Origin of the sequence: Pseudomonas sp. JS3066, assembly GCF_036328175.1 — a bacterium.
Lineage (GTDB): Bacteria > Pseudomonadota > Gammaproteobacteria > Pseudomonadales > Pseudomonadaceae > Metapseudomonas.
Genome location: NZ_CP143312.1, coordinates 4,948,237 through 4,969,103, shown reverse-complemented (window position 1 = coordinate 4,969,103; position 20,867 = coordinate 4,948,237). Strand labels below are relative to the sequence as shown.

Below are 20,867 nucleotides of genomic sequence, written 5' to 3'. Positions count from 1 at the left end.
ATGGCTGAAAGACTGCCGCCGGCAATTTTCCTCATGGGCCCCACGGCCGCTGGCAAGACCGACCTCGCCCTTGAGCTGGCGCGAACCCTGCCTTGCGAGCTGATCAGCGTCGATTCGGCATTGATCTATCGCGGCATGGATATCGGTACCGCCAAGCCGGACAAGGCGACCCTGGCCGAGTTTCCCCATCGCCTCATCGATATCCGCGACCCAGTCGAGAGTTACTCGGCTGCGGAGTTCCGCAGCGATGCCCTCTCTGCAATGGCAGAAATTACGGCCAGGGGACGGATTCCACTGCTGGTGGGTGGGACCATGCTGTATTACAAGGCGTTGCTGGAGGGTTTGGCGGACATGCCCAGCGCCGATCCAGATGTGCGCGCCGAGCTGGAGGCTCGTGCCGCCCGCGATGGTTGGGATGCGCTGCATCGGGAACTGGCGGAGGTCGACCCGGAGTCCGCAGCTCGTATCCATCCCAACGATCCCCAGCGATTGACCAGGGCGCTTGAAGTCTACAAGGTCAGCGGGCTCACCATGACCGCCCACCGACAGCAGCAGGCTGCGCAAAATACGGCCGGGAACGCGCCAGGAACGGCACATTTGCCGTATACTGTCGCGCACTTGGCTATTGCGCCGGCACAGCGTCAGGTGTTGCACGAAAGAATTGCGCAACGATTTCGCCTGATGCTGGAACAGGGGTTCATCGAAGAGGTCGAAGCGCTGCGCTGCAGAAGTGACTTGCATGCAGGGCTACCGTCTATAAGAGCGGTTGGTTATCGCCAGGCCTGGGATTATCTGGATGGCGCGCTGACCTGGAGCGAGATGGAAGAGCGCGGCATCATTGCTACCCGCCAACTCGCCAAACGACAGTTCACCTGGTTGCGTAGTTGGTCCGATCTGTTCTGGTTGGACAGTCTGGCTTGCGACAATCTGCCGCGCACCTTGAAATACCTGAAGTCGGTCTCCATATTGAACTGAGACCTCGCCGGTTACCGTCTATCCTTGGGGGTAGGGCGGGACCAGTCATTTTTCTTGTCATTTGAAAACTAAAAATTTTTCCCTAAAGGAGTGCGGCACATGTCAAAAGGGCATTCGCTACAAGACCCTTACCTCAATACCCTGCGTAAGGAGCGCGTACCGGTTTCCATCTATCTGGTGAACGGCATCAAGCTGCAGGGCCAGATCGAATCCTTCGACCAGTTCGTGATTCTGCTGAAGAACACTGTCAGCCAAATGGTCTACAAGCACGCCATTTCCACTGTGGTACCGAGCCGCCCAGTACGTCTGCCCAGCGCTTCCGAGCAAGAGCAGCCTGAGCCGGGTAACGCCTGATAGGAGACTGCTTTGTTTTTCGAACGCCCTGGTGGTGGTGAGCGAGCCATCCTAGTTCATCTGGAAGGCCAAGATCCCGAGGCGCGCGAAGACCCGCAGGAATTCCTGGAACTTGCTCGTTCGGCCGGTGCGGATACAGTGGCTTTCGTCTCTGTTTCCCGTCACCAGCCAACGGCCAAGTATCTGATCGGCAGCGGCAAGGTCGATGAGTTGCATGACCTAGTCAAGGCCGAGAAAGCTGAACTGGTCATTTTTAATCACACCCTTACGCCCAGTCAGGAGCGCAATCTTGAGCGCGCTTTTGAATGTCGGGTCCTCGACCGTACCGGTCTGATTCTCGATATCTTCGCCCAACGTGCCCGTACCCATGAAGGCAAGCTGCAAGTCGAACTGGCCCAGCTTGAGCACATGAGTACCCGCCTGGTGCGCGGCTGGACTCACCTTGAACGCCAGAAAGGCGGTATCGGTCTGCGTGGTCCGGGTGAAACCCAGCTGGAAACCGACCGTCGTCTGCTGCGTGTGCGCATTCGCCAGATCAAGCAGCGCCTTGAAAAGGTACGCAGCCAGCGCGAACAGGCCCGGCGGGGGCGCAGGCGCGCGGATATTCCATCGGTGTCCCTGGTTGGCTACACGAACGCCGGCAAGTCCACGTTATTCAATTCGCTGACCGCTTCCGAGGTCTACGCGGCCGACCAGTTGTTCGCGACCCTCGACCCGACCCTGCGTCGGCTTGAGCTGGATGACCTAGGGCCGATCGTTCTGGCCGACACGGTCGGATTCATCCGTCACCTGCCGCACAAGCTGGTGGAAGCCTTCCGGGCTACCCTAGAAGAATCGTCCAACTCCGATCTCCTGCTGCATGTTATCGATGCTCACGAGCCGGAGCGCATGTCGCAGATCGAGCAGGTGCTGGCAGTGCTGGGTGAAATCGGTGCCGAAGGCCTGCCTATGTTGGAGGTCTACAACAAGGTCGACCTGCTGGTGAACGTCGAGCCGCATATCCAGCGCGACGAGGACGGCAAGCCCGAGCGGGTTTGGCTGTCGGCGCGCGATGGTAGTGGCCTCGAGTTGCTGGAACAGGCGGTGGCAGAGTTGCTGGGCGACGACCTCTTCGTCGGTACCCTACGTCTGCCACAGCGTTTTGGTCGGTTGCGGGCGCAGTTCTTCGCCTTGGGTGCGGTGCAGACCGAGGAGCACAATGAGGCTGGGGACGCTCTTCTCGCAGTGCGTCTTCCGCGCGTTGAACTGAATCGACTGGTCAGTCGGGAAGGCTGGCAGCCGAGCGAGTTTCTTGAGCAACACACTTTGCAATAAAGCCCGCTGAGGTGGTTTTGCGGCGGGCCTCGGGCTTGGGTAGCATGGGCGGGCGCGCCGTGGGCGCGTCTTTGCTTTATCAGTATGGAGAGCGCTATGGCTTGGAATGAGCCGGGTGGCAACTCGAATAACCAGGATCCCTGGGGTGGGCGCCGCGGTGGCGACCGCAAAGGGCCACCGGATCTGGACGAGGCCTTCCGCAAGCTGCAAGACAGCCTGAACGGATTGTTTGGCAGCGGCAAGAAACGTGGCGGCGGCGACGAAGGTGGCGGCAGGTCGGGCGGTTTCGGTCTGCTCGGCATCGGCCTGGCCTTGCTTGCCGTGGTCTGGCTGTACAGCGCAGTTTATGTGGTAGACGAGCAGGAGCAGGCCGTGGTGCTGCGCTTCGGCAAGTATTACGAGACTGTTGGTCCTGGCCTGAACATCTATTTCCCGCCGTTCGACCGCAAGTTCCAGGAGAATGTCACCCGCGAGCGTGCTTACAGCAAGCAGGGGCAGATGCTCACCGAGGACGAGAACATCGTCGAAGTACCGCTCACCGTCCAGTACAAGATCAGCAACCTCCAGGACTTCGTGCTGAACGTAGATCAGCCTGAAGTCAGTCTGCAGCACGCCACCGAAAGCGCCCTGCGCCACGTAGTGGGTTCCACCGAGATGGACCAGGTGCTGACTGAGGGTCGTGAGCTGATGGCCAGCGAGATCAAGGAGCGCCTGCAGCGTTTCCTCGACACTTATCGCACCGGTATCACCGTCACCCAGGTCAACGTACAGAGCGCGGCTGCCCCTCGTGAAGTTCAGGAAGCCTTCGATGACGTGATCCGTGCTCGTGAGGATGAACAGCGTGCCAAGAACCAGGCAGAGGCCTATGCCAATGCAGTGGTCCCCGAGGCTCGTGGCCAGGCTCAGCGTATCATCGAGGATGCCAACGGCTACCGCGATGAAGTTGTTGCCCGCGCCGAAGGTGAGGCTGACCGCTTCACCAAGCTGCTAACCGAGTACCACAAAGCGCCGGAAGTCACGCGCCAGCGTCTGTACCTCGAAACCATGCAGGACGTGTTGGCCAATACCAGCAAAGTGCTGGTTTCCGGTAAGGACGGGCAGAGCAACTTGCTCTACCTGCCGCTAGATAAAATGATCGACAGCCGCGGCGCCGGTCAGGCTCCGGTTGCTCCGGCAGCCTCGGCCGCTGGTAGCGGCGGCGATCTCGGTTCGCGTGTCGCCACTGACTTACAGCAGCGCAATTCGCGTTCCAGGGAGAGTCGCTGATGAGCAATAAATCGCTGTTTGCCCTGATCGGCGGCGTGGTTGTGGCTCTGCTTCTGTGGAGCAGCCTGTACATCGTGTCGCAGACCGAAAAGGCCGTGCTCCTGCAGTTCGGCCGCATCGTCGAGGCTGATGTTCAGCCCGGCCTTCACTTAAAGATTCCGTACGTCAACCAGGTGCGCAAGTTCGATGCCCGTCTGCTGACCCTGGACTCGCCGACACAGCGCTTCCTCACGCTCGAGAAGAAGGCGGTGATGGTGGATGCCTACGCCAAATGGCGAGTGGCTGATGCCGAGCGTTTCTACACTGCAACTTCCGGCATGAAGCAGATTGCCGACGAGCGTTTGTCTCGCCGTCTGGAAGCAGGTCTGCGCGACCAGTTCGGTAAGCGTACCCTGCATGAAGTGGTGTCCGGTGAGCGTGATGCGCTGATGGCAGATATCACGTCCGCCCTCAATCGCATGGCCAACAAGGAGTTGGGCATCGAGGTCGTGGACGTGCGGGTGAAGGCCATCGACCTGCCCAAGGAAGTCAACCGCAGCGTATTCGAGCGAATGAGTACCGAGCGGGAGCGTGAGGCTCGTGAGCATCGCGCCAAGGGCTCCGAGTTGGCGGAGGGTATTCGTGCAGACGCCGACCGTCAGCGCCGTGTCCTGCTGGCCGAGGCCTATCGTGAGGCAGAGGAAACTCGTGGTGATGGCGATGCCAAGGCGGCTGCCATCTATGCCAAGGCATATGGGCAGGACCAGGAGTTCTACGCTTTCCACCGCAGCCTCCAGGCTTACCGTGAAAGCTTTGCTAACAAGACCGACGTGATGGTGCTCGATCCCAATAGCGATTTCTTCCGCTATCTGGACAAGGCCACGCGCTGACACAAGTCTCCCGGCGGACGCTCATCGTCCGCCGGGGTGACCGCCAGGGAAAACGTGTTATCATGGGTCAGCCGGGAAATCCCGGCTTTTTTGCGTCCGCGGGAATCATGTGGCAGGAACTCGGCATTGCGTTTTGTCTGATGCTGGTGCTGGAAGGCATCCTGCCCTTCCTCTATCCGCGCCGTTGGCGCGCCGCGGTACTTGGGGTGGCAGAGTTCAAGGACCGCCATCTCCGCCTGATGGGCCTGTCCAGCATGTTGCTGGGGACTGGCCTCCTTTATCTGCTTCACTGATGGCTTGCCGCCCGGCTGAGAGGGGATTGGCGAAATGGCAACGGTAGATCGCTGGCTGCTGCCAGACGGTATCGAAGAAGTACTGCCGCCCGAGGCGGCACGCATCGAGGCAGCCCGCCGCCAGGTGCTGGACCTGTTCCAGCGTTGGGGCTACGACTTCGTGGTCACTCCGCACATCGAATATCTCGAGTCCCTGCTGACCGGTGCCGGCCAGGATCTCGACCTGCGCACATTCAAAGTGACCGATCCGCAGTCGGGTCACTTGATGGGATTTCGTGCAGACATCACGCCGCAGGTTGCGCGCATCGATGCTCATACCCTGCGTCGCGAAGGTCCGAACCGCCTGTGCTATGCCGGCAGCGTGCTGCACGCCAAGCCGCGGGCACTATCCACTTCGCGCAGTCCGATACAGCTGGGCGCTGAACTTTACGGCGACGCCAGCCCGGCGAGCGACGTGGAAGTCATCAGCCTGATGCTGGAGATGCTCGAGCTGGCCGCCGTGCCGGACGTGCATATGGATCTCGGCCATGTCGGCATCTATCGCGGGCTGGCCAAGGCCGCGGGCCTGTCTGGTGAAGTCGAGCGCAGCCTGTTCGACGCCCTACAGCGCAAGGCAGTGGACGAGGTGGCCGAGCTCACCGAAGACCTGCCCCGCGAACTGGCCTCCATGCTCCGCTCGCTGGCCGAACTCTGCGGTGGTCGTGAGGTTCTGGACTTGGCTCAGGGGGTGCTGATGGATGCCCCGGAAGACGTCCACCGCGCGCTGGATGAGCTGATTGCCATCGCTGACGCGCTGGAACTGCGTTATCCGGAGTTGCCGCTGTACTTCGACCTGGGTGAGCTACGCGGTTACCACTATCACACCGGGGTGGTCTTCGCCGCCTTCGTGCCGGGCGTTGGGCAGTCCATTGCTCAAGGCGGGCGCTATGACGACATCGGCGCCGACTTCGGTCGTGCCCGTCCCGCCACCGGTTTCTCCACCGACCTGAAGACCCTTGTGACCTTGGGCAGCATGTCGTTGGAGCAAGAAATTTCCGGTATCTGGGCGCCAGACAGCCATGACCCGTACCTGTGGTACGAGGTCAAGCGCCTCCGCGCTGATGGTCAGCGTGTGGTGCAGGCGTTGCCGGGCCAGGAAGCGGCGAGCGCGCAGGAAGCCGGCTGCGACCGCCAGCTCGTTTTGAGTGCTGGGCGCTGGCAGGTGGAGTCGCTTTCCTAGGAAGTGGTTTCAGGGTCGGTGCAGAACTGCCGGCCATTAACGAGTTTCCGTGTTTTCCGCCGGCAGCTGCCGGCATCGAGCTTCTGCGAAGAGGACAAGTGTTATGGGTAAGAATGTCGTAGTCCTGGGCACCCAGTGGGGTGATGAGGGTAAGGGCAAGATCGTCGATCTGCTGACCGACCAGGCTGCCGCCGTAGTGCGTTACCAGGGCGGCCACAACGCTGGCCACACCTTGGTGATCGACGGCGAGAAGACCGTGCTGCACCTGATCCCGTCCGGCATCCTGCGCGAGAATGTCGAGTGCCTGATCGGCAACGGCGTAGTCGTTGCGCCCGATGCTTTGATGCGTGAAATCACCAAGCTGGAAGAGAAAGGTGTGCCGGTGCGTGAGCGCCTGCGCATCAGTCCGGCTTGCACCCTGATCCTGCCGTACCACGTGGCCTTGGACCAGGCTCGCGAGAAGGCTCGCGGCGACGCCAAGATCGGCACCACCGGTCGCGGTATCGGCCCGGCGTACGAAGACAAGGTCGCTCGTCGCGGCCTGCGCATTGGCGACCTGTTCCACCGTGAGCGCTTTGCGGCCAAGCTGGGCGAGCTGCTGGACTACCACAACTTCGTCCTGCAGCACTATTACAAGGAGCCGGCGGTCGACTTCCAGAAGACCCTGGACGAGGCCCTGGCCTACGCTGAGCTGCTCAAGCCGATGATGATCGACGTCGCTGCACGCCTGCACCAGCTGCGCAAGCAAGGCGCCTACATCATGTTCGAAGGCGCTCAGGGCTCGCTGCTGGACATCGACCACGGCACCTATCCGTACGTCACCAGCTCCAACACCACTGCTGGCGGCACCGCCACCGGTTCCGGCTTTGGTCCGCTGTACCTCGACTACATCCTCGGTATCACCAAGGCCTACACCACTCGTGTGGGTTCTGGCCCGTTCCCGACCGAGCTGTTCGACGAGACCGGCGCATTCCTGGCCAAGCGTGGTCACGAGTTCGGCTCCACTACTGGTCGTGCCCGCCGCTGCGGCTGGTTCGATGCAGTGATCCTGCGTCGCGCTATCGAAATCAACAGCATCTCGGGTCTGTGCCTGACCAAGCTGGACGTGCTGGACGGCCTGGAAACCATCCGTATCTGCACGGGCTACAAGGACCTGAACGGTGAGGTTCTGGTGGACGCGCCGACCGATGCCGACAGCTACATCGGCCTGCAGCCGGTCTACGAAGAGCTGCCGGGTTGGAGCGAATCCACCGTCGGCGCCAAGAGCCTGGAAGAACTGCCAGCCAATGCCCGCGCCTACATCAAGCGTGTGGAAGAGCTGGTGGGGGCGCCCATCGACATCATCTCCACCGGTCCCGACCGTAACGAGACTATTGTCCTGCGCCACCCCTACGCCTGAGTCTCCTGACTCCCCCGAAGGGCCGCCATGTGCGGCCCTTCGTCGTTTCGGTGACCGCGAATGTCGCGCTACCGGTCGGCACGTACCTTGCTGGCACTTTATAAATCCAGGTTGTCGCCGTTATAGCGGTAACGGTCGTAAAGGAGTCACAAGTCGTGTCAGCCATCCTGTCGTTGTTGCAAAGCCGATTGCTTCGTCCGGTCTTCATTGCTCTGGGCATTGCCCTGCTGGTGCAGGTGCTGGTGGCCGTTGCCCTTACGCGGGGCACCGTGAACTCTCTGGTGGATGAACTGGGCGCGCGCCTGGGTGGGGACACCCAGCGCCTGACGGGGGATCTCGAACAGGCCGGACAAGAAGTTTCCGGTAGCCTGAGCGCTCTCTCCGCCAAGACCCGTGAGCGCCTGGGGGCTGCCTTGAGTGGGCGACTCCAGCAGGAGCAGGGGCAGTTGCGCCAGACTCTGGAGCAGAGCCTTAAGGAGTCGGCCAACGACCTCGCCCAATTGCTTGCGGCTGTGGCTCCTCGGGCCATGTGGGACAACGATGTGCCCACCCTCTCCGAGTTCGCCCGTAGAGCTCAGCGCAATCCCAATGTGCTCTTCGTTGTCTACGATGATGCCAATGGTCAGCACCTGACGCGTTACCTCAATCGCGAGAACCCGCAGATCAAGGCGCTGCTGGCCAAGGGGCAGGGCGATCGTGCGTTGGACAAGGTGTTGAGTGCGGCGGCGAGCGATTCTTCCGTCTACCTGGTGGAGGCGCCCATCAGTCCCAATGGTGTCGAGATCGGCAAAGTCCGCATGGGCGTCTCGACCGCGGCGGTGGAAGAGCAGTTGAAGGCGCTGGACCAGCGATTCGCCGCTCTGATCGCAAGCGGCGGTGAACTGGTGAGTGAGAGTCTCTCTGGTGCTGCCAGCGAGAGCAGTGCGGTCCTGACTGCTCGCCTGCAGTCGGCTCGCGAAGCTGCCGGCAGCATGAGTGTGGGCACACGCCAGGCGGTGGAGTCAGCGGCGGCTGAGTTGCGTTGGCGTATCGGCCTGGGCCTGGCGTTGGTCGGCCTCGGCGTCCTGCTGGTGCTGGCCGTGGTGCTGGGGCGCCGTGTGGTAGTGCGACTTCGTTTGCTGATCAATGCCTTGAACGATCTGGCTGCGGGCGAGGGCGACCTGACGCGTCGCGTCAAGCTCGACAGTCGCGATGAGGTTGGTGAGATGGCCACTGCGGTAAACCGTTTTGTCGACAAGTTGCAGCCCATAGTTCGTGAGGCGGGTGATGTGGCGCAGCGCACTGGGGTGGAGATCCGGGCGCTGTCCGAGCGCAGCCAGTCGGCCGAGGCCGCTGCACACCGTCAGCGCAGCGAGGTGGAGGGCAGCCTGAGTGCGCTGGCCGGGATGGCGGCGGAAGCCCAGGCCGAGAGCCAGGCGATGCAGGATGCCTTGCGCCAGGTGGGCGAGATCCGTCAGGCGGCCCAGGACAACGCAGCCATCGCGCGCAAGGTTGGAGGCTTGATCGAGAACCTGGAGGCGCGCGTGCAGAACGGTTCCGAAGTAATCGAGCGACTGGCGCGGCAGAGTCAGCAGATAGAAATGGTGCTGTCGGTGATTCATGGCATTGCCGAACAGACCAACCTGCTAGCGCTGAACGCGGCGATCGAGGCGGCGAGGGCGGGAGAAAGTGGGCGTGGTTTTGCCGTCGTCGCCGATGAGGTGAGGGCGCTGGCCAGCAAAACTCAGCAGTCCACGGGCGATATCCAGGAGCACATCGTGGCTCTGCAGACGGGGGCGCGTGAGGCGGTGTCGGCGATTTCCCAGGCGCGTGAGCGTGCGGTAGAGGGGTTGGAGGCGTTACGTGACAGCGAGCGCCTGCAGCAGAGCGTGCAGCAGGCCGTGGAGCAGGTGCATGGTGCAGTGCAGGCGGCTGCTCGTGCGGCGGAGCACCAAGCGACGGGGGCCGATGGCGTGCGTGGGCGGGTCGATGTCATCCATATCGAGGCGAGCCGGGCCGCCGAAGCGGTGGCGGCGACTGCCAGCAGCGGGCGTGTGCTCGCTGGTTTGGCTGATCAGCTGAAGGCCAGCCTGGGTCAGTTCAAGGCGTAATAGGGGTGGTCGGAGGGGGCGAGGCGCAGGCTTGGCCCCGAATCTGGCGGTAGTTGCGGAATTCCTGGAAGCCAGAAAGCACAAAGCCGAGCATAGCTCGGCTTTGTTGAAGAGTGGTGCCCAGGAGAAGACTCGAACTTCCACGGTGTTGCCACCGCTAGGACCTGAACCTAGTGCGTCTACCAATTCCGCCACCTGGGCACATTGCGATGATTGCTCATCGACTTATACGGTGTTCATCGTTGAACGACACGGAACCGTACAGTCCGTTAAATGCGAAACCGAGCATTGCGGCTCGGTTTTTGAAAATGGTGCCCAGGAGAAGACTCGAACTTCCACGGTGTTGCCACCGCTAGGACCTGAACCTAGTGCGTCTACCAATTCCGCCACCTGGGCACTTCAGGATGCGATGATCGCTCATCTGCTTCCTTCACAACGTCTCAGCGACGCTGTGGGCGCGAACTATACGAGCCGACTTTTGTGTTGTAAACCCCTGAGCGCGAAAAAAATTATTCTTCGGACTAAGCTGACCGACAATCGGAATTCGCGCTTCAATAAGACACATGGCAAATACATCTATGGATAAAAAGGTGATCACCCCCTGATGGCCGATTGGCAGAACCTCGACCCCGAGGCCGCTCGTGAGGCGGAAAAATACGAGAATCCCATCCCCAGCCGCGAATTGATCCTGCAGCGCCTCGACGATCGCGGCGCCCCGGCCAGTCGGGAGCAACTGGTGGAGGAGTTCGGCCTGACCACCGATGAGCAGCTCGAAGCGCTGCGTCGTCGACTTCGCGCCATGGAGCGCGATGGACAGCTTATCTATACCCGCCGCGGGACCTATGCACCGGTGGACAAGCTCGACCTGATCTGTGGTCGCATCAGTGGTCACCGCGATGGTTTTGGCTTCCTCATTCCTGACGACGCTTCCGAAGACCTCTTCCTCAGCCCCGCGCAGATGCGCCTGGTGTTCGATGGCGACCGTGCCCTGGCGCGGGTTTCCGGTGTTGACCGCCGTGGTCGCCGCGAAGGTGCCCTGGTGGAAGTGATCGCGCGCGCTCACGAAACCCTGGTCGGCCGCTTCTATGAAGAAAGTGGCATTGCCCGGGTGGTGGCCGACAATCCGAAGATCCAGCAGGAAGTCCTGGTGCCCCAAGGCAAGCAGGGCGCGGCCAAGCACGGCCAGTTCGTCCAGGTGAAGATCGATCAGTGGCCGAGCAGCTTCCGCCTGGCCCAGGGCGAAGTGGTCGAGGTGCTGGGCGAATATATGGCGCCGGGCATGGAGATCGAAGTCGCCCTGCGCAGCTATGACATCCCGCACGAATGGCCGGCCGCCGTGGTCAAGGAAGCGGCCAAGCTAAAGCCCGAAGTGGCCGAGAAGGATAAGGAAAAGCGTATCGATCTGCGCGACCTGCCTCTCGTCACCATCGACGGCGAAGACGCCCGTGACTTCGATGATGCCGTTTATGCCGAGACCCGCAAGGGCGGCGGCTGGCGCCTGGTTGTCGCCATTGCCGACGTTTCTCACTATGTAAAGGTGGGCTCGGCGCTGGATGAAGAAGCGACCAATCGTGGCAACTCGGTGTACTTCCCGGAGAAGGTCATCCCAATGTTGCCCGAGGTGCTTTCCAATGGCCTCTGCTCCCTGAATCCGCTGGTGGATCGCCTGGCGATGGTCTGCGACATGACCATTTCCCGCGCTGGCAAGCTGACCGGGTACGAGTTCTACGAGGCGGTCATCCACTCCCATGCACGGCTCACCTATACGAAGGTCAGCCAGTTCCTGGAGACCCCGGAATCCGCCGAGGCTGAGCAGTTCGCCGAGCAGTTGCCGCATCTCGTCAAGCCGCTTCAGCAGCTCTACAAGCTCTACAAGGTACTGTTGGCGCAACGTCAGGTGCGTGGGGCCATCGACTTCGAAACCCAGGAAACCCGCATTGTCTTCAGCGCCGACCGCAAGATCTCCGAGATCCTGCCGACCCAGCGCAATGACGCGCACAAGCTGATCGAGGAGTGCATGTTGTGCGCCAACGTGGCCACGGCGCGCTTTCTCATGCAGCACGAGATTCCGGCGCTCTATCGCGTCCATGACGGTCCGCCGAGCGAGCGCCTGGACAAGTTGCGGCAATTCCTCGCCGAACTGGGGCTGTCCCTCAACCGCGGCAAGGACGAGCCGACGCCGAGCGACTACCAGGCGCTGCTCGAGAAGATTCGCGAGCGTCCCGACTATCACCTGATCCAGACGGTGATGTTGCGCTCACTCAGTCAGGCCGTGTATAGCCCGGACAACGAGGGGCACTTCGGCCTCAACTACGACGCCTACACCCACTTCACGTCGCCCATCCGGCGCTACCCGGACCTGCTGGTGCATCGCGCCATTCGCAGCCTGATCCGCTCCAAGCGCGAGAGCGTGCATGTGCAGCGGGCCGGTGCGCCGAGCATGCCCAAGGCGCGTATCTACCCCTACGACGAAGTGCGCCTGGTCCAGCTCGGCGAGCAATGCTCGATGACCGAGCGGCGTGCCGACGAGGCGACGCGCGATGTCACCAACTGGCTCAAGTGCGAGTACATGCGTGATCGCGTGGGCGAGACGTTCCCCGGCGTGATATCGGCGGTGACTGGCTTCGGCATCTTCGTCGAGCTGATCGACATCTATGTCGAGGGCCTGGTGCACGTGACCGCCCTGCCGGGGGACTACTACCACTTCGATCCCATCCATCATCGCCTGTCCGGCGAGCGTTCTGGCCGCAGCTTCCGTCTGGGTGACGAGGTGGAAGTGGTGGTCGCGCGGGTCGACCTGGATGAGCGCAAGATCGATTTCGAACTCTCCGACAACGTCCTCACCGTACCGGTCGGCCGCAAGAATCGTGGCACCGACAAATCCGCCCCGGTCAAAGGCAAGGCCAAGGCTGCAGAGCCCAAGGTCGGCAAGGGTCGCAGTCGAGGTGCTAAGGGTGCTGCTCGCCACGCCCAGCGGGACACTCCCCAGCAGGAACCGAGGGCGGCCGTGGCGTCGCGTCGCCAGCGAACCGGCAAGGTGCAGGCGCTGCCGGCGGTTCCGCCGGAAATGCTCGCCCAGGCTGAGGAAATGCTTGGCAATACCGATGTGGACAAGAGCAGGGCCATGAAACAGGCGCTGCTCAGCGAGGCCCGTCAGGGTGCCAAGGCCAGTAAAGGTACGCGCCCCGCGCAGAAGGCCTTGGAAAAACCAGGCAATGGCGCAGCCAAGGCTGAACCCAGGCCGCCGAAGAAGAAAGCCAAGGCGGCGAAGGCCAAGGCCGCCAGCAAACCCACGAAACACCGCAAAGGTCCGCCAAAACCCAAGGCGCCTGGTAGCAAGGTCAAGAAATGAGTCAGTTGGAAAAGGTCTACGGAGTACACGCCGTGGAGGCGCTGCTGCGCCATCACCCCAAACGCGTCAAGCAGCTTTGGCTCGCGGAAAGCCGGCATGATCCGCGGGTCCAGGTTCTTCTCGACCTGGCAGGGCAGCATCGCATCGCGGTTGGCCACAAGGATCGGCACGAACTGGACGAGTGGGCCGAAGGCGTCCATCAGGGCGTGGTGGCCGAAGTCAGCCCCAGCCAGGTCTGGGGCGAGAACATGCTCGACGAACTGCTTGAGCGCACCCCGGGCGCGCCCTTGCTGCTGGCCCTGGATGGTGTCACCGATCCGCACAACCTCGGTGCCTGTCTGCGCACCGCCGATGCAGCCGGCGTGCTGGCGGTGATCGTGCCGAAAGACAAGTCCGCCACCCTCAACGCTACGGTGCGCAAGGTCGCCTGCGGCGCGGCGGAAGTCATGCCGCTGGTGGCGGTGACCAACCTGTCACGTACCCTCGAGAAGCTGCAGAAGAAGGGGTTGTGGGTGGTTGGCACTGCCGGTGAAGCGGAGCAGGAAGTCTATGAGCAGGACATGACCGGGCCGACGGTGCTGGTCATGGGCGCGGAAGGCAAGGGCATGCGCCGCCTGACCCGCGAGCATTGCGATTACCTGGTCAAGCTGCCCATGGCCGGCAGCGTGAGCAGCCTCAACGTCTCTGTCGCCACCGGCGTCTGCCTGTTCGAGGCAGTACGTCAGCGCCGCACCCGCGCCTGATGCAGGCTTGCCCCGGGCAGCGTCGCCGCTGTCCGGGGCTGTTCAAAGTTTCGCCAATTTACCTTGCGCGGCATTCAGCCCTTCTCTAGAATGTCGCCCCTTGCCGTGGGGGCAGGCTTGCGCACGTCCCCGGCCCGGCAAGCCCAAACGAGATATTCACTCCTTGCCTGACCACGATGTTGGCAGGCTACAACCCGTAAGGAGCATTTATGCGTCATTACGAAATCATCTTCCTGGTTCACCCGGACCAGAGCGAGCAGGTTGGCGGCATGGTTGAGCGCTACACCAAGCTCATCGAAGAAGACGGTGGCAAGGTTCACCGCCTGGAAGACTGGGGCCGTCGTCAGCTGGCCTACGCCATCAACAACGTTCACAAGGCTCACTACGTGATGCTGAACGTTGAGTGCAGCGGCAAAGCCCTCGCCGAGCTGGAAGACAACTTCCGCTACAACGACGCCGTCATCCGTAACCTGGTCATCCGTCGCGACGAAGCCATCACTGGCCAGTCCGAGATGCTCAAGGCCGAGGAAAACCGCAACGAGCGCCGTGAGCGCCGTGAGCGCGTTGAGACTGACGCTGTCGCCGAAGGCGAAGACAGCGACAACGCTGACGAGTAATCCACGGATCTATTGAGGAGCCAAGTTCATGGCACGTTTCTTCCGTCGTCGTAAGTTCTGCCGTTTCACCGCTGAAGGCGTGAAAGAGATCGACTTCAAGGATCTCAACACCCTGAAGGCATACGTCTCCGAAACCGGCAAGATCGTTCCGAGCCGTATCACCGGCACCAAAGCCAAGTATCAGCGTCAGCTGGCTACCGCTATCAAGCGCGCCCGCTACCTGGCCCTGCTGCCCTACACCGACAGCCACGGCCGTTGATCTCGGTCGGTCGACCTAGGTAAGGGATAGATCGCAATGCGCGCTCTGGCGGAATTCATCATGCGCGGCCGTGTGCAGGCCACCCTCGTGGTGGCGGGTGCAGCGGCACTGCCCCTGATGTTCTGGCTGAGCGCAGCCGCAGGTTGCCTGGTGCTGCTGCGGCGTGGTGTGAACGATGCTCTCGGCATCATTGCCTGGGCCTTGCTGCCAGCTCTTGGCTGGTGGTACTTCGGCGAACCGCGCACCTTGATGGTGCTGGTCGGTGCGTTGGGGTTGGCCTTGGTACTGCGTTCCAGCGTGTCCTGGACGCGGGTGCTGATGATCAGCGTGGCGCTTGGTCTGTTGTACGGCCTGGTGCTGGGCGCGGTGTTCCGCGAACCCATTGCCGCCATGGCGGGTGAGCTGCAGAAGCTCATGCCGCAGGTGATGGGTGGCGTCTATTCGCAATTGGCGGATGACGAGCGAGCGCGTCTCGGAGCCATGGTCGCGCCGGTCCTGACCGGCCTGATCGCTGCGCTGCTGCAGCTGGTCAGCGTGCTGAGCCTGACGCTCGGCCGCTACTGGCAGGCAGCCTTGTACAACCCCGGTGGTTTCGGCAGCGAGTTTCGCGCACTGAAACTGCCGCCGGCACTGGCATTCGGCCTGCTGGCCGCCATGCTGCTGGGTCCGAACCTGGGCCTGGAGCTGGCGATGCTGACACCGATCTGCAGCGTGCCGCTGGCTTTTGCCGGCCTTGCCCTGGTGCATGGTCTGGCGAAGCAGGGTGGGCTGGCCGGTTTCTGGCTGGTAGGTCTGTACGTGTCGCTGTTGCTGTTCATGCAGTTGGTCTATCCGTTGCTGGTGGTTTTGGCCATCGTCGACAGTCTGATTGATTTTCGCGGTCGCAAGGCGCGCAAGAATGGTGCCGGTCCCGCGAACGGTGAAGGTTAAAAGTTAAGAGGTAAGACCCAAATGGAAGTCATCCTGCTGGAAAAAATCGCCAACCTGGGCAACCTGGGCGACAAGGTGAACGTAAAGGCCGGTTACGGCCGTAACTTCCTGCTGCCGAAAGGCAAGGCCACCGCTGCTACCGCTGCGAACGTTGCGGCGTTCGAAGCTCGCCGCGCTGAGCTGGAAAAGCAGGCTGCCGACAAGAAGGCTGCTGCCGAAGCCCGCGCTGCCCAGCTGTCCGAACTGGAAGTGACCATCACTGCCAGCGCCGGCGACGAAGGCAAGCTGTTCGGTTCCATCGGCACCCACGACATCGCTGACGCCCTGACCGCCGCTGGCGTTCCGGTTGCCAAGGCCGAAGTCCGCCTGCCGAACGGCACCATTCGCCAAGTTGGCGAGTACGACGTTGCTCTGCACCTGCACACCGACGTTGAAGCTGCGGTCAAGCTGATCGTGGTTGCCGGCTAAGCAAGCCGTCGAAGTGAGCTTGCACTCAGGTGCGAGCTCGCTAACATCGGGCACGTCATTGCGAAAGCGGTGACGTGCCCGATGTCTTTCCAGCCCGAGAATTTTCCGAGCCCATGAACGAAATCACTGTCCCGGAACAGTTCGACCTGCAAACCGCTGCTCTCAAGGTGCCGCCGCACTCCATCGAGGCCGAGCAGGCCGTCCTCGGGGGCCTGATGCTGGACAACAATGCCTGGGAGCGTGTGCTCGACCAGGTGTCCGACGGCGACTTCTATCGCCATGATCATCGGCTGATCTTCCGCGCCATCTTCAAGCTGGCCGAACGCAACATGCCGTTCGACGTGGTCACCCTGTCCGAACAGCTGGACAAGGAAGGCCAACTGTCACAGGTCGGCGGCCTGGCCTACCTCGGCGAACTGGCGAAGAACACCCCGTCCGTGGCCAACATCAAGGCCTATGCCCAGATCATTCGCGAGCGCGCCACCCTGCGCCAGCTGATCGGCATCAGCACGGACATCGCCGATAGCGCCTATTCGCCTCAGGGGCGGACCGGCGAAGAGATCCTCGACGAAGCCGAGCGGCTGATCTTCCAGATCGCCGAAGCGCGGCCCAAGACCGGCGGCCCGGTGGGCATCAATGACATCCTGGTCAAGGCCATCGACCGCATCGACGAGCTGTTCAACAACGGCGATGCCATCACCGGCCTGTCCACCGGTTTCAATGACCTGGACAATCTGACCAGCGGCCTGCAACCGGCCGACATGATCATCGTCGCCGGCCGTCCATCCATGGGTAAGACGACCTTCGCGATGAACCTGGTGGAAAACGCCCTGATGCGCAGTGACAAGGCGATCCTGGTGTATTCGCTGGAGATGCCCTCCGAATCCATCGTGATTCGTATGCTCGCGTCGCTCGGGCGCATCGACCAGACCAAAGTCCGTGCCGGCCGCCTGGACGATGACGATTGGCCGCGCCTGACTTCCGCAGTCAACCTGCTCAATGATCGCAAGCTGTTCATTGATGACACCGCCGGCATCTCGCCCTCCGAGATGCGCGCCCGTACCCGCCGTCTGGCACGCGAGCACGGCGAGATTGGCCTGATCATGGTCGACTACTTGCAGCTGATGCAGATTCCCGGTTCCAGTGGCGACAGCCGGGTGAACGAGATCTCCGAGATATCGCGCTCGCTCAAGGCTCTGGCCAAGGAGTTCAACTGTCCGGTGATCGCCTTGTCCCAGCTGAACCGGGGTCTTGAACAGCGTCCGAACAAACGCCCGATCAACTCCGACCTTCGCGAATCCGGTGCGATCGAGCAGGACGCCGACATCATCCTGTTCGTGTACCGGGATGAGGTGTACCACCCCGAGACCGAGTTCAAGGGGGTGGCCGAAATCATCATCGGCAAACAGCGTAACGGCCCGCTGGGTACCGCGCGACTGGCTTTCCTCGGCAAGTATTCTCGCTTCGAGAACCTCGCGCCGGGGGCCTATCAGTTCGAAGACGAATAAGCTGCAGGTCAATGAATGCGGGCGCCCAGGCGGTATGATGGGCGCCCGTTTTCGTTCATGAGCCCGTCTCAATGCGCCCGCTGATCGCTGCCATCGACCTTTCCGCCATTCGCCACAACTACTCCATTGCCAAGCGCTGTGCCCCAGGGCGGCAGGCCTTTGCGGTGGTCAAGGCGAATGCCTACGGCCATGGCGTGCGTGAAGTGGTCGCGAGCCTGCGCGGTGAAGCCGATGGCTTTGCTGTTGCCTGCCTGGAAGAAGCCGCCGAAGTGCGCGCCCTCGACGACGAAGCGCGGGTGCTGTTGCTGGAGGGCTGCTTCGAGCCGGCCGAGTATCACCTCGCCGCCCAGCTCGGGCTGGACATAGTTGTGCAAGGTCCCGAGCAGGCCGAGGCATTGCTCGCCGCCGCAATCGGGCGGCCGCTGAATGTCTGGCTGAAGCTGGACTCCGGCATGCACCGCCTGGGGTTCACCCCGGACGCGCTGCGTCACTGGCACGCTCGCCTGCGTGCTGCCGCCCAAGTGGCGGAGCTCAACCTGATCAGCCATTTCGCCTGCGCCGACCTGCGTGGCCATTCGCTCAACGAGGTTCAGCTGGAAGCCTTCCACGACCTGTTGGAGCTCGACTTCGACCAGCGCAGCCTGGCCAACTCTGCTGCGATTCTGACCATGCCCGCCTCCCATATGGACTGGCTGCGTCCCGGCATCATGCTCTACGGCGCCACGCCGCTGTCGGACCTCAGCGCCACCGAACTGGGCTTGAAACCTGCCATGAGCCTTAGCGCCCAGCTGATTGCCGTCCGTGAGATAGCTGTCGGGGAAACCGTGGGCTATGGCGCGACCTGGGAAGCTACCCGACCGTCGCGCATTGGCACCGTCAGCTGCGGCTATGCCGACGGTTATCCGCGTCACGCGCCTAGCGGCACGCCGGTGGTGGTCAATGGCCGTCGCGTGCCTCTGGTAGGGCGGGTGTCCATGGACATGCTGGCGGTGGATCTCAGCGAGTTGCCGGATGCACGTGTCGGTGACTCGGTGGAACTCTGGGGCGCGCAACTCTCGGTGGATGAGCTAGCCCAGGCCTGCGGCACCATCGGTTACGAGCTGCTGACCAAGGTCACCGCGCGCGTGCCGCGTCGTTACCTGGCCTGATCCCGCAATTTTGCAGGAGCGAATCCATTCGTGAAGGGCGGCGTGCCGCCCTGGTTGGTGCCTTGCTCGCGAAGCAGCCGCGAGGCGGTTCCGCTACAGCAATCCGCTGGGCGTCTTCAGTACATCCAGTTGCAGGCTCGTCTCACGGGACAACTCGCCATCTTCGCCGAACAGCACCATGCCTGAGCGGCCACGTGCCTTGACCTTGTACAGCGCCTGGTCAGCCGTCTGGTAGAGCCCAGCGAAATTCCTCGCATGCTGCGGGTAGAGCGCGATGCCGATACTGATGCTCACCGAAAGCTTTTCGGCGCCGTAGCACATCGGCGCTGCGAGCTCCTCCAGCAGGCGCTGGGCCAGTTTGCAGGCCTCGGCCTCGGCATCCGGCCCGCCGATCAGCACGGCGAACTCGTCACCGCCCAGGCGCGCTACCGCATCTCCGCCGCGGACGTGCTCGCGCAGGCGCCGACCGATGGTGCGTAGCATCTCGTCGCCGGCGTCATGACCGAATCGGTCATTGATGGGTTTGAAGTGGTCCAGGTCGATCAGCATCAGAGCGAGTTGCTCATCATGGCGCTTGGCGTTGGCCAGCGCCGACTCGGTGCGCTCGATCAGGTATCGGCGGTTTGGCAGGTCGGTCAGGGCATCGTGGAAGGCGGCATGTTCAAGGGCGCGTTCACGCTCGCTGAGGCGCTGGTTGGCGGCCGCCAGCTCTGCGGTGCGCGTAGTGACCGCTGCCTGCAGTTCATCGGCGCTGGCCTGCATTTGCGCGAGGCGTGCGGCTTTCTCGCGATCGGCCTGTTCGAGGGCTGCGGCGCGCTCTTGCTTGAGCATCTGGATGCGGTAGGCCAGGGCGAAGGAGAACAGGATCGACTCGGCCGCAACGGCAACCGGGAACATGTAGGCGGTGAAGTTGATCGGCTGGATCAGGCCGGCGGCGCGCATGACGAGCACGGCGGTGCTGATCAGCACGGTGCCATAGCCGACCAGGTAGAAGCGCGCTGGAATGAAGCCCTGGCGCCAGCGGACCACTGCGCTGATCAGCGCAGTGGGCACGGTCACGATGGGCGTGATGGCGATCAGCAGGGCGCCCTCGGCGCGGTAGCCGAAGACATTGATCAGGATGGCGAGCGCGTAGAGCACGCAGGCCACGTTGAACAGGCGATCGGCCCACCGCAGGCCGCGGCGGGTATAGAGCAGCTCCTGGGTGAACCGCATCACGAAGATGCCCCAGAGCGAGGGCAGGGTAATGCGGTCCAGCCAGATCGGCACCGGGTGGTCCGGCCAGAAGTATTGGAAACCGTGGCCGGTCATGCTGAGGATGAACACCAACGCCGAGGCGGTGGCCAGCACGTACCAGAGATAGGCCTTGTCGCGCAGTGCCGCGAGGATGAACAGGTTGTAGAGGAAAAGCGCCAGGATGACCCCGTAGACCAGTCCGAAACCGAGGTTTTCGGTGGACTTCAGCTCTTTCAGGTCATCCGCCTGCCAGATCTTGAGGGGAAAGGAGTTGCCGGCCGGATCGTAGCTGCGGAAGTACAGGGTCAGGGGCTGGGCACCAATTTCCGGCAGCTTGAACAGCATGCGGCGGTAGGAATAGTCGCGGGTCTCGGCGAATGGCAGGACCTCGCTGCTCTCCCGTTTGCTCCAGCCACCGTTGCCGTCCGGCAGGAACAGGCTGACCCGATAGACCGTGATGCCGGCGTTCTCCAGCCACCATTGCGCAGGGGCATCGCCGCTGCGGCTGAGTTGCACCCGCACCCACCACGTGCTGCGGCTCTGGCCTACGGTGGCGCGGCCATCGGCCGGAACGAAGCGCTGCTGCACCTCCGGCTTGGCCATATCCCGGATATCCAGCGTGCCGTCGGGGTCTTCCAGCAGGTCGATGGCCTCATTGAGCGTCGCGCCGCTGCTTTGGGGTGTCAGTTCAAAAGCTGCCTGGGCTGGCAAGCCAAGGCCCAGCCAACAAAGGAGCAGGAAGAGGGACAGGATCGGACGTCGCACCGCACACGCTCCTTGTAAGTTATTTACTACTGCGGCCTGGCGGTTTGTAGGTCGGCCGAAGT

The 20,867-nt window shown here is 62.4% G+C and carries 18 protein-coding genes and 2 tRNA genes; 17 read left to right on the top strand and 3 right to left on the bottom strand.

The features are described 5' to 3' along the window. From miaA to SA496_RS23440, 9 genes are all read left to right on the top strand, one after another. Nucleotides 1-975 carry a tRNA (adenosine(37)-N6)-dimethylallyltransferase MiaA gene (gene miaA, locus SA496_RS23480; protein WP_120654241.1) on the top strand — a complete coding sequence of 325 codons (975 nt, stop codon included), beginning with the start codon at nucleotides 1-3 and terminating at the stop codon, nucleotides 973-975. A 99-nt stretch (nucleotides 976-1,074) separates the two neighbouring features. Beyond that, a complete protein-coding gene (hfq, locus tag SA496_RS23475; protein ID WP_003453015.1) occupies nucleotides 1,075-1,329 on the top strand; it encodes an RNA chaperone Hfq in 255 nt (84 codons plus the stop codon). A gap of 12 nt (nucleotides 1,330-1,341) precedes the next feature. Continuing rightward, on the top strand, nucleotides 1,342-2,643 hold the full coding sequence (gene hflX / locus SA496_RS23470; protein ID WP_120654242.1) for a ribosome rescue GTPase HflX: 1,302 nt from the start codon (nucleotides 1,342-1,344) through the stop codon (nucleotides 2,641-2,643). A gap of 96 nt (nucleotides 2,644-2,739) precedes the next feature. Next, nucleotides 2,740-3,909 carry an FtsH protease activity modulator HflK gene (gene hflK / locus SA496_RS23465; RefSeq protein WP_120654243.1) on the top strand — a complete coding sequence of 390 codons (1,170 nt, stop codon included), beginning with the start codon at nucleotides 2,740-2,742 and terminating at the stop codon, nucleotides 3,907-3,909. Further along, nucleotides 3,909-4,778: a protease modulator HflC gene (hflC, locus tag SA496_RS23460; RefSeq protein WP_120654244.1), complete on the top strand. Its 870-nt coding sequence runs from the start codon at nucleotides 3,909-3,911 to the stop codon at nucleotides 4,776-4,778. The genes hflK and hflC overlap by 1 nt, the downstream gene beginning before the upstream one ends. 107 nt (nucleotides 4,779-4,885) lie before the next feature. Continuing rightward, a complete protein-coding gene (locus SA496_RS23455; RefSeq protein ID WP_077523748.1) occupies nucleotides 4,886-5,071 on the top strand; it encodes a DUF2065 domain-containing protein in 186 nt (61 codons plus the stop codon). Nucleotides 5,072-5,105: 34 nt separating this feature from the next. Further along, complete coding sequence (locus tag SA496_RS23450) at nucleotides 5,106-6,290, top strand: ATP phosphoribosyltransferase regulatory subunit (protein WP_120654245.1); 1,185 nt, start codon at nucleotides 5,106-5,108, stop codon at nucleotides 6,288-6,290. Between the two features lie 103 nt (nucleotides 6,291-6,393). Then, nucleotides 6,394-7,689, top strand: coding sequence for an adenylosuccinate synthase (locus SA496_RS23445; protein WP_120654246.1), 1,296 nt, complete (start codon nucleotides 6,394-6,396; stop codon nucleotides 7,687-7,689). Between the two features lie 155 nt (nucleotides 7,690-7,844). Continuing rightward, nucleotides 7,845-9,779 carry a methyl-accepting chemotaxis protein gene (locus SA496_RS23440; protein ID WP_120654247.1) on the top strand — a complete coding sequence of 645 codons (1,935 nt, stop codon included), beginning with the start codon at nucleotides 7,845-7,847 and terminating at the stop codon, nucleotides 9,777-9,779. 114 nt (nucleotides 9,780-9,893) lie between these two features. Here SA496_RS23440 and SA496_RS23435 read toward each other — a convergent pair. Together SA496_RS23435 and SA496_RS23430 are read right to left on the bottom strand one after the other, a co-directional pair. Continuing rightward, nucleotides 9,894-9,980, bottom strand: a tRNA-Leu gene (locus SA496_RS23435). A gap of 108 nt (nucleotides 9,981-10,088) precedes the next feature. After that, nucleotides 10,089-10,175: transfer RNA gene (locus SA496_RS23430), tRNA-Leu, on the bottom strand. A gap of 208 nt (nucleotides 10,176-10,383) precedes the next feature. Here SA496_RS23430 and rnr point away from each other — a divergent pair. The 8 genes from rnr (at nucleotide 10,384) to alr (ending at nucleotide 18,804) form a co-directional block, all read left to right on the top strand. Beyond that, nucleotides 10,384-13,131 carry a ribonuclease R gene (gene rnr / locus SA496_RS23425; RefSeq protein ID WP_330114548.1) on the top strand — a complete coding sequence of 916 codons (2,748 nt, stop codon included), beginning with the start codon at nucleotides 10,384-10,386 and terminating at the stop codon, nucleotides 13,129-13,131. Further along, nucleotides 13,128-13,874: a 23S rRNA (guanosine(2251)-2'-O)-methyltransferase RlmB gene (gene rlmB, locus SA496_RS23420; RefSeq protein ID WP_120654249.1), complete on the top strand. Its 747-nt coding sequence runs from the start codon at nucleotides 13,128-13,130 to the stop codon at nucleotides 13,872-13,874. Before rnr ends, rlmB begins: the two co-directional genes overlap by 4 nt. A 209-nt stretch (nucleotides 13,875-14,083) precedes the next feature. Then, complete coding sequence (gene rpsF, locus SA496_RS23415; RefSeq protein ID WP_120654250.1) at nucleotides 14,084-14,491, top strand: 30S ribosomal protein S6; 408 nt, start codon at nucleotides 14,084-14,086, stop codon at nucleotides 14,489-14,491. A gap of 28 nt (nucleotides 14,492-14,519) precedes the next feature. Beyond that, nucleotides 14,520-14,750 carry a 30S ribosomal protein S18 gene (gene rpsR / locus SA496_RS23410; RefSeq protein ID WP_016495030.1) on the top strand — a complete coding sequence of 77 codons (231 nt, stop codon included), beginning with the start codon at nucleotides 14,520-14,522 and terminating at the stop codon, nucleotides 14,748-14,750. A 36-nt stretch (nucleotides 14,751-14,786) separates the two neighbouring features. Beyond that, nucleotides 14,787-15,680, top strand: a complete 894-nt coding sequence (locus SA496_RS23405; RefSeq protein WP_120654251.1) for a hypothetical protein — start codon at nucleotides 14,787-14,789, stop codon at nucleotides 15,678-15,680. Nucleotides 15,681-15,701: 21 nt separating this feature from the next. Beyond that, nucleotides 15,702-16,148, top strand: coding sequence for a 50S ribosomal protein L9 (rplI, locus tag SA496_RS23400; protein ID WP_120654252.1), 447 nt, complete (start codon nucleotides 15,702-15,704; stop codon nucleotides 16,146-16,148). A 113-nt stretch (nucleotides 16,149-16,261) separates the two neighbouring features. Beyond that, nucleotides 16,262-17,656 (top strand): replicative DNA helicase, encoded by a 1,395-nt coding sequence (gene dnaB / locus SA496_RS23395; RefSeq protein WP_120654253.1) that lies wholly within the window; start codon nucleotides 16,262-16,264, stop codon nucleotides 17,654-17,656. Nucleotides 17,657-17,727: 71 nt separating this feature from the next. Next, nucleotides 17,728-18,804 (top strand): alanine racemase, encoded by a 1,077-nt coding sequence (gene alr / locus SA496_RS23390; RefSeq protein ID WP_330114547.1) that lies wholly within the window; start codon nucleotides 17,728-17,730, stop codon nucleotides 18,802-18,804. Between the two features lie 93 nt (nucleotides 18,805-18,897). On the opposite strand, the gene SA496_RS23385 is transcribed toward alr, so the two are convergent. Further along, complete coding sequence (locus tag SA496_RS23385; RefSeq protein WP_330114546.1) at nucleotides 18,898-20,805, bottom strand: diguanylate cyclase domain-containing protein; 1,908 nt, start codon at nucleotides 20,803-20,805, stop codon at nucleotides 18,898-18,900. Nucleotides 20,806-20,867: the final 62 nt, after the last annotated feature.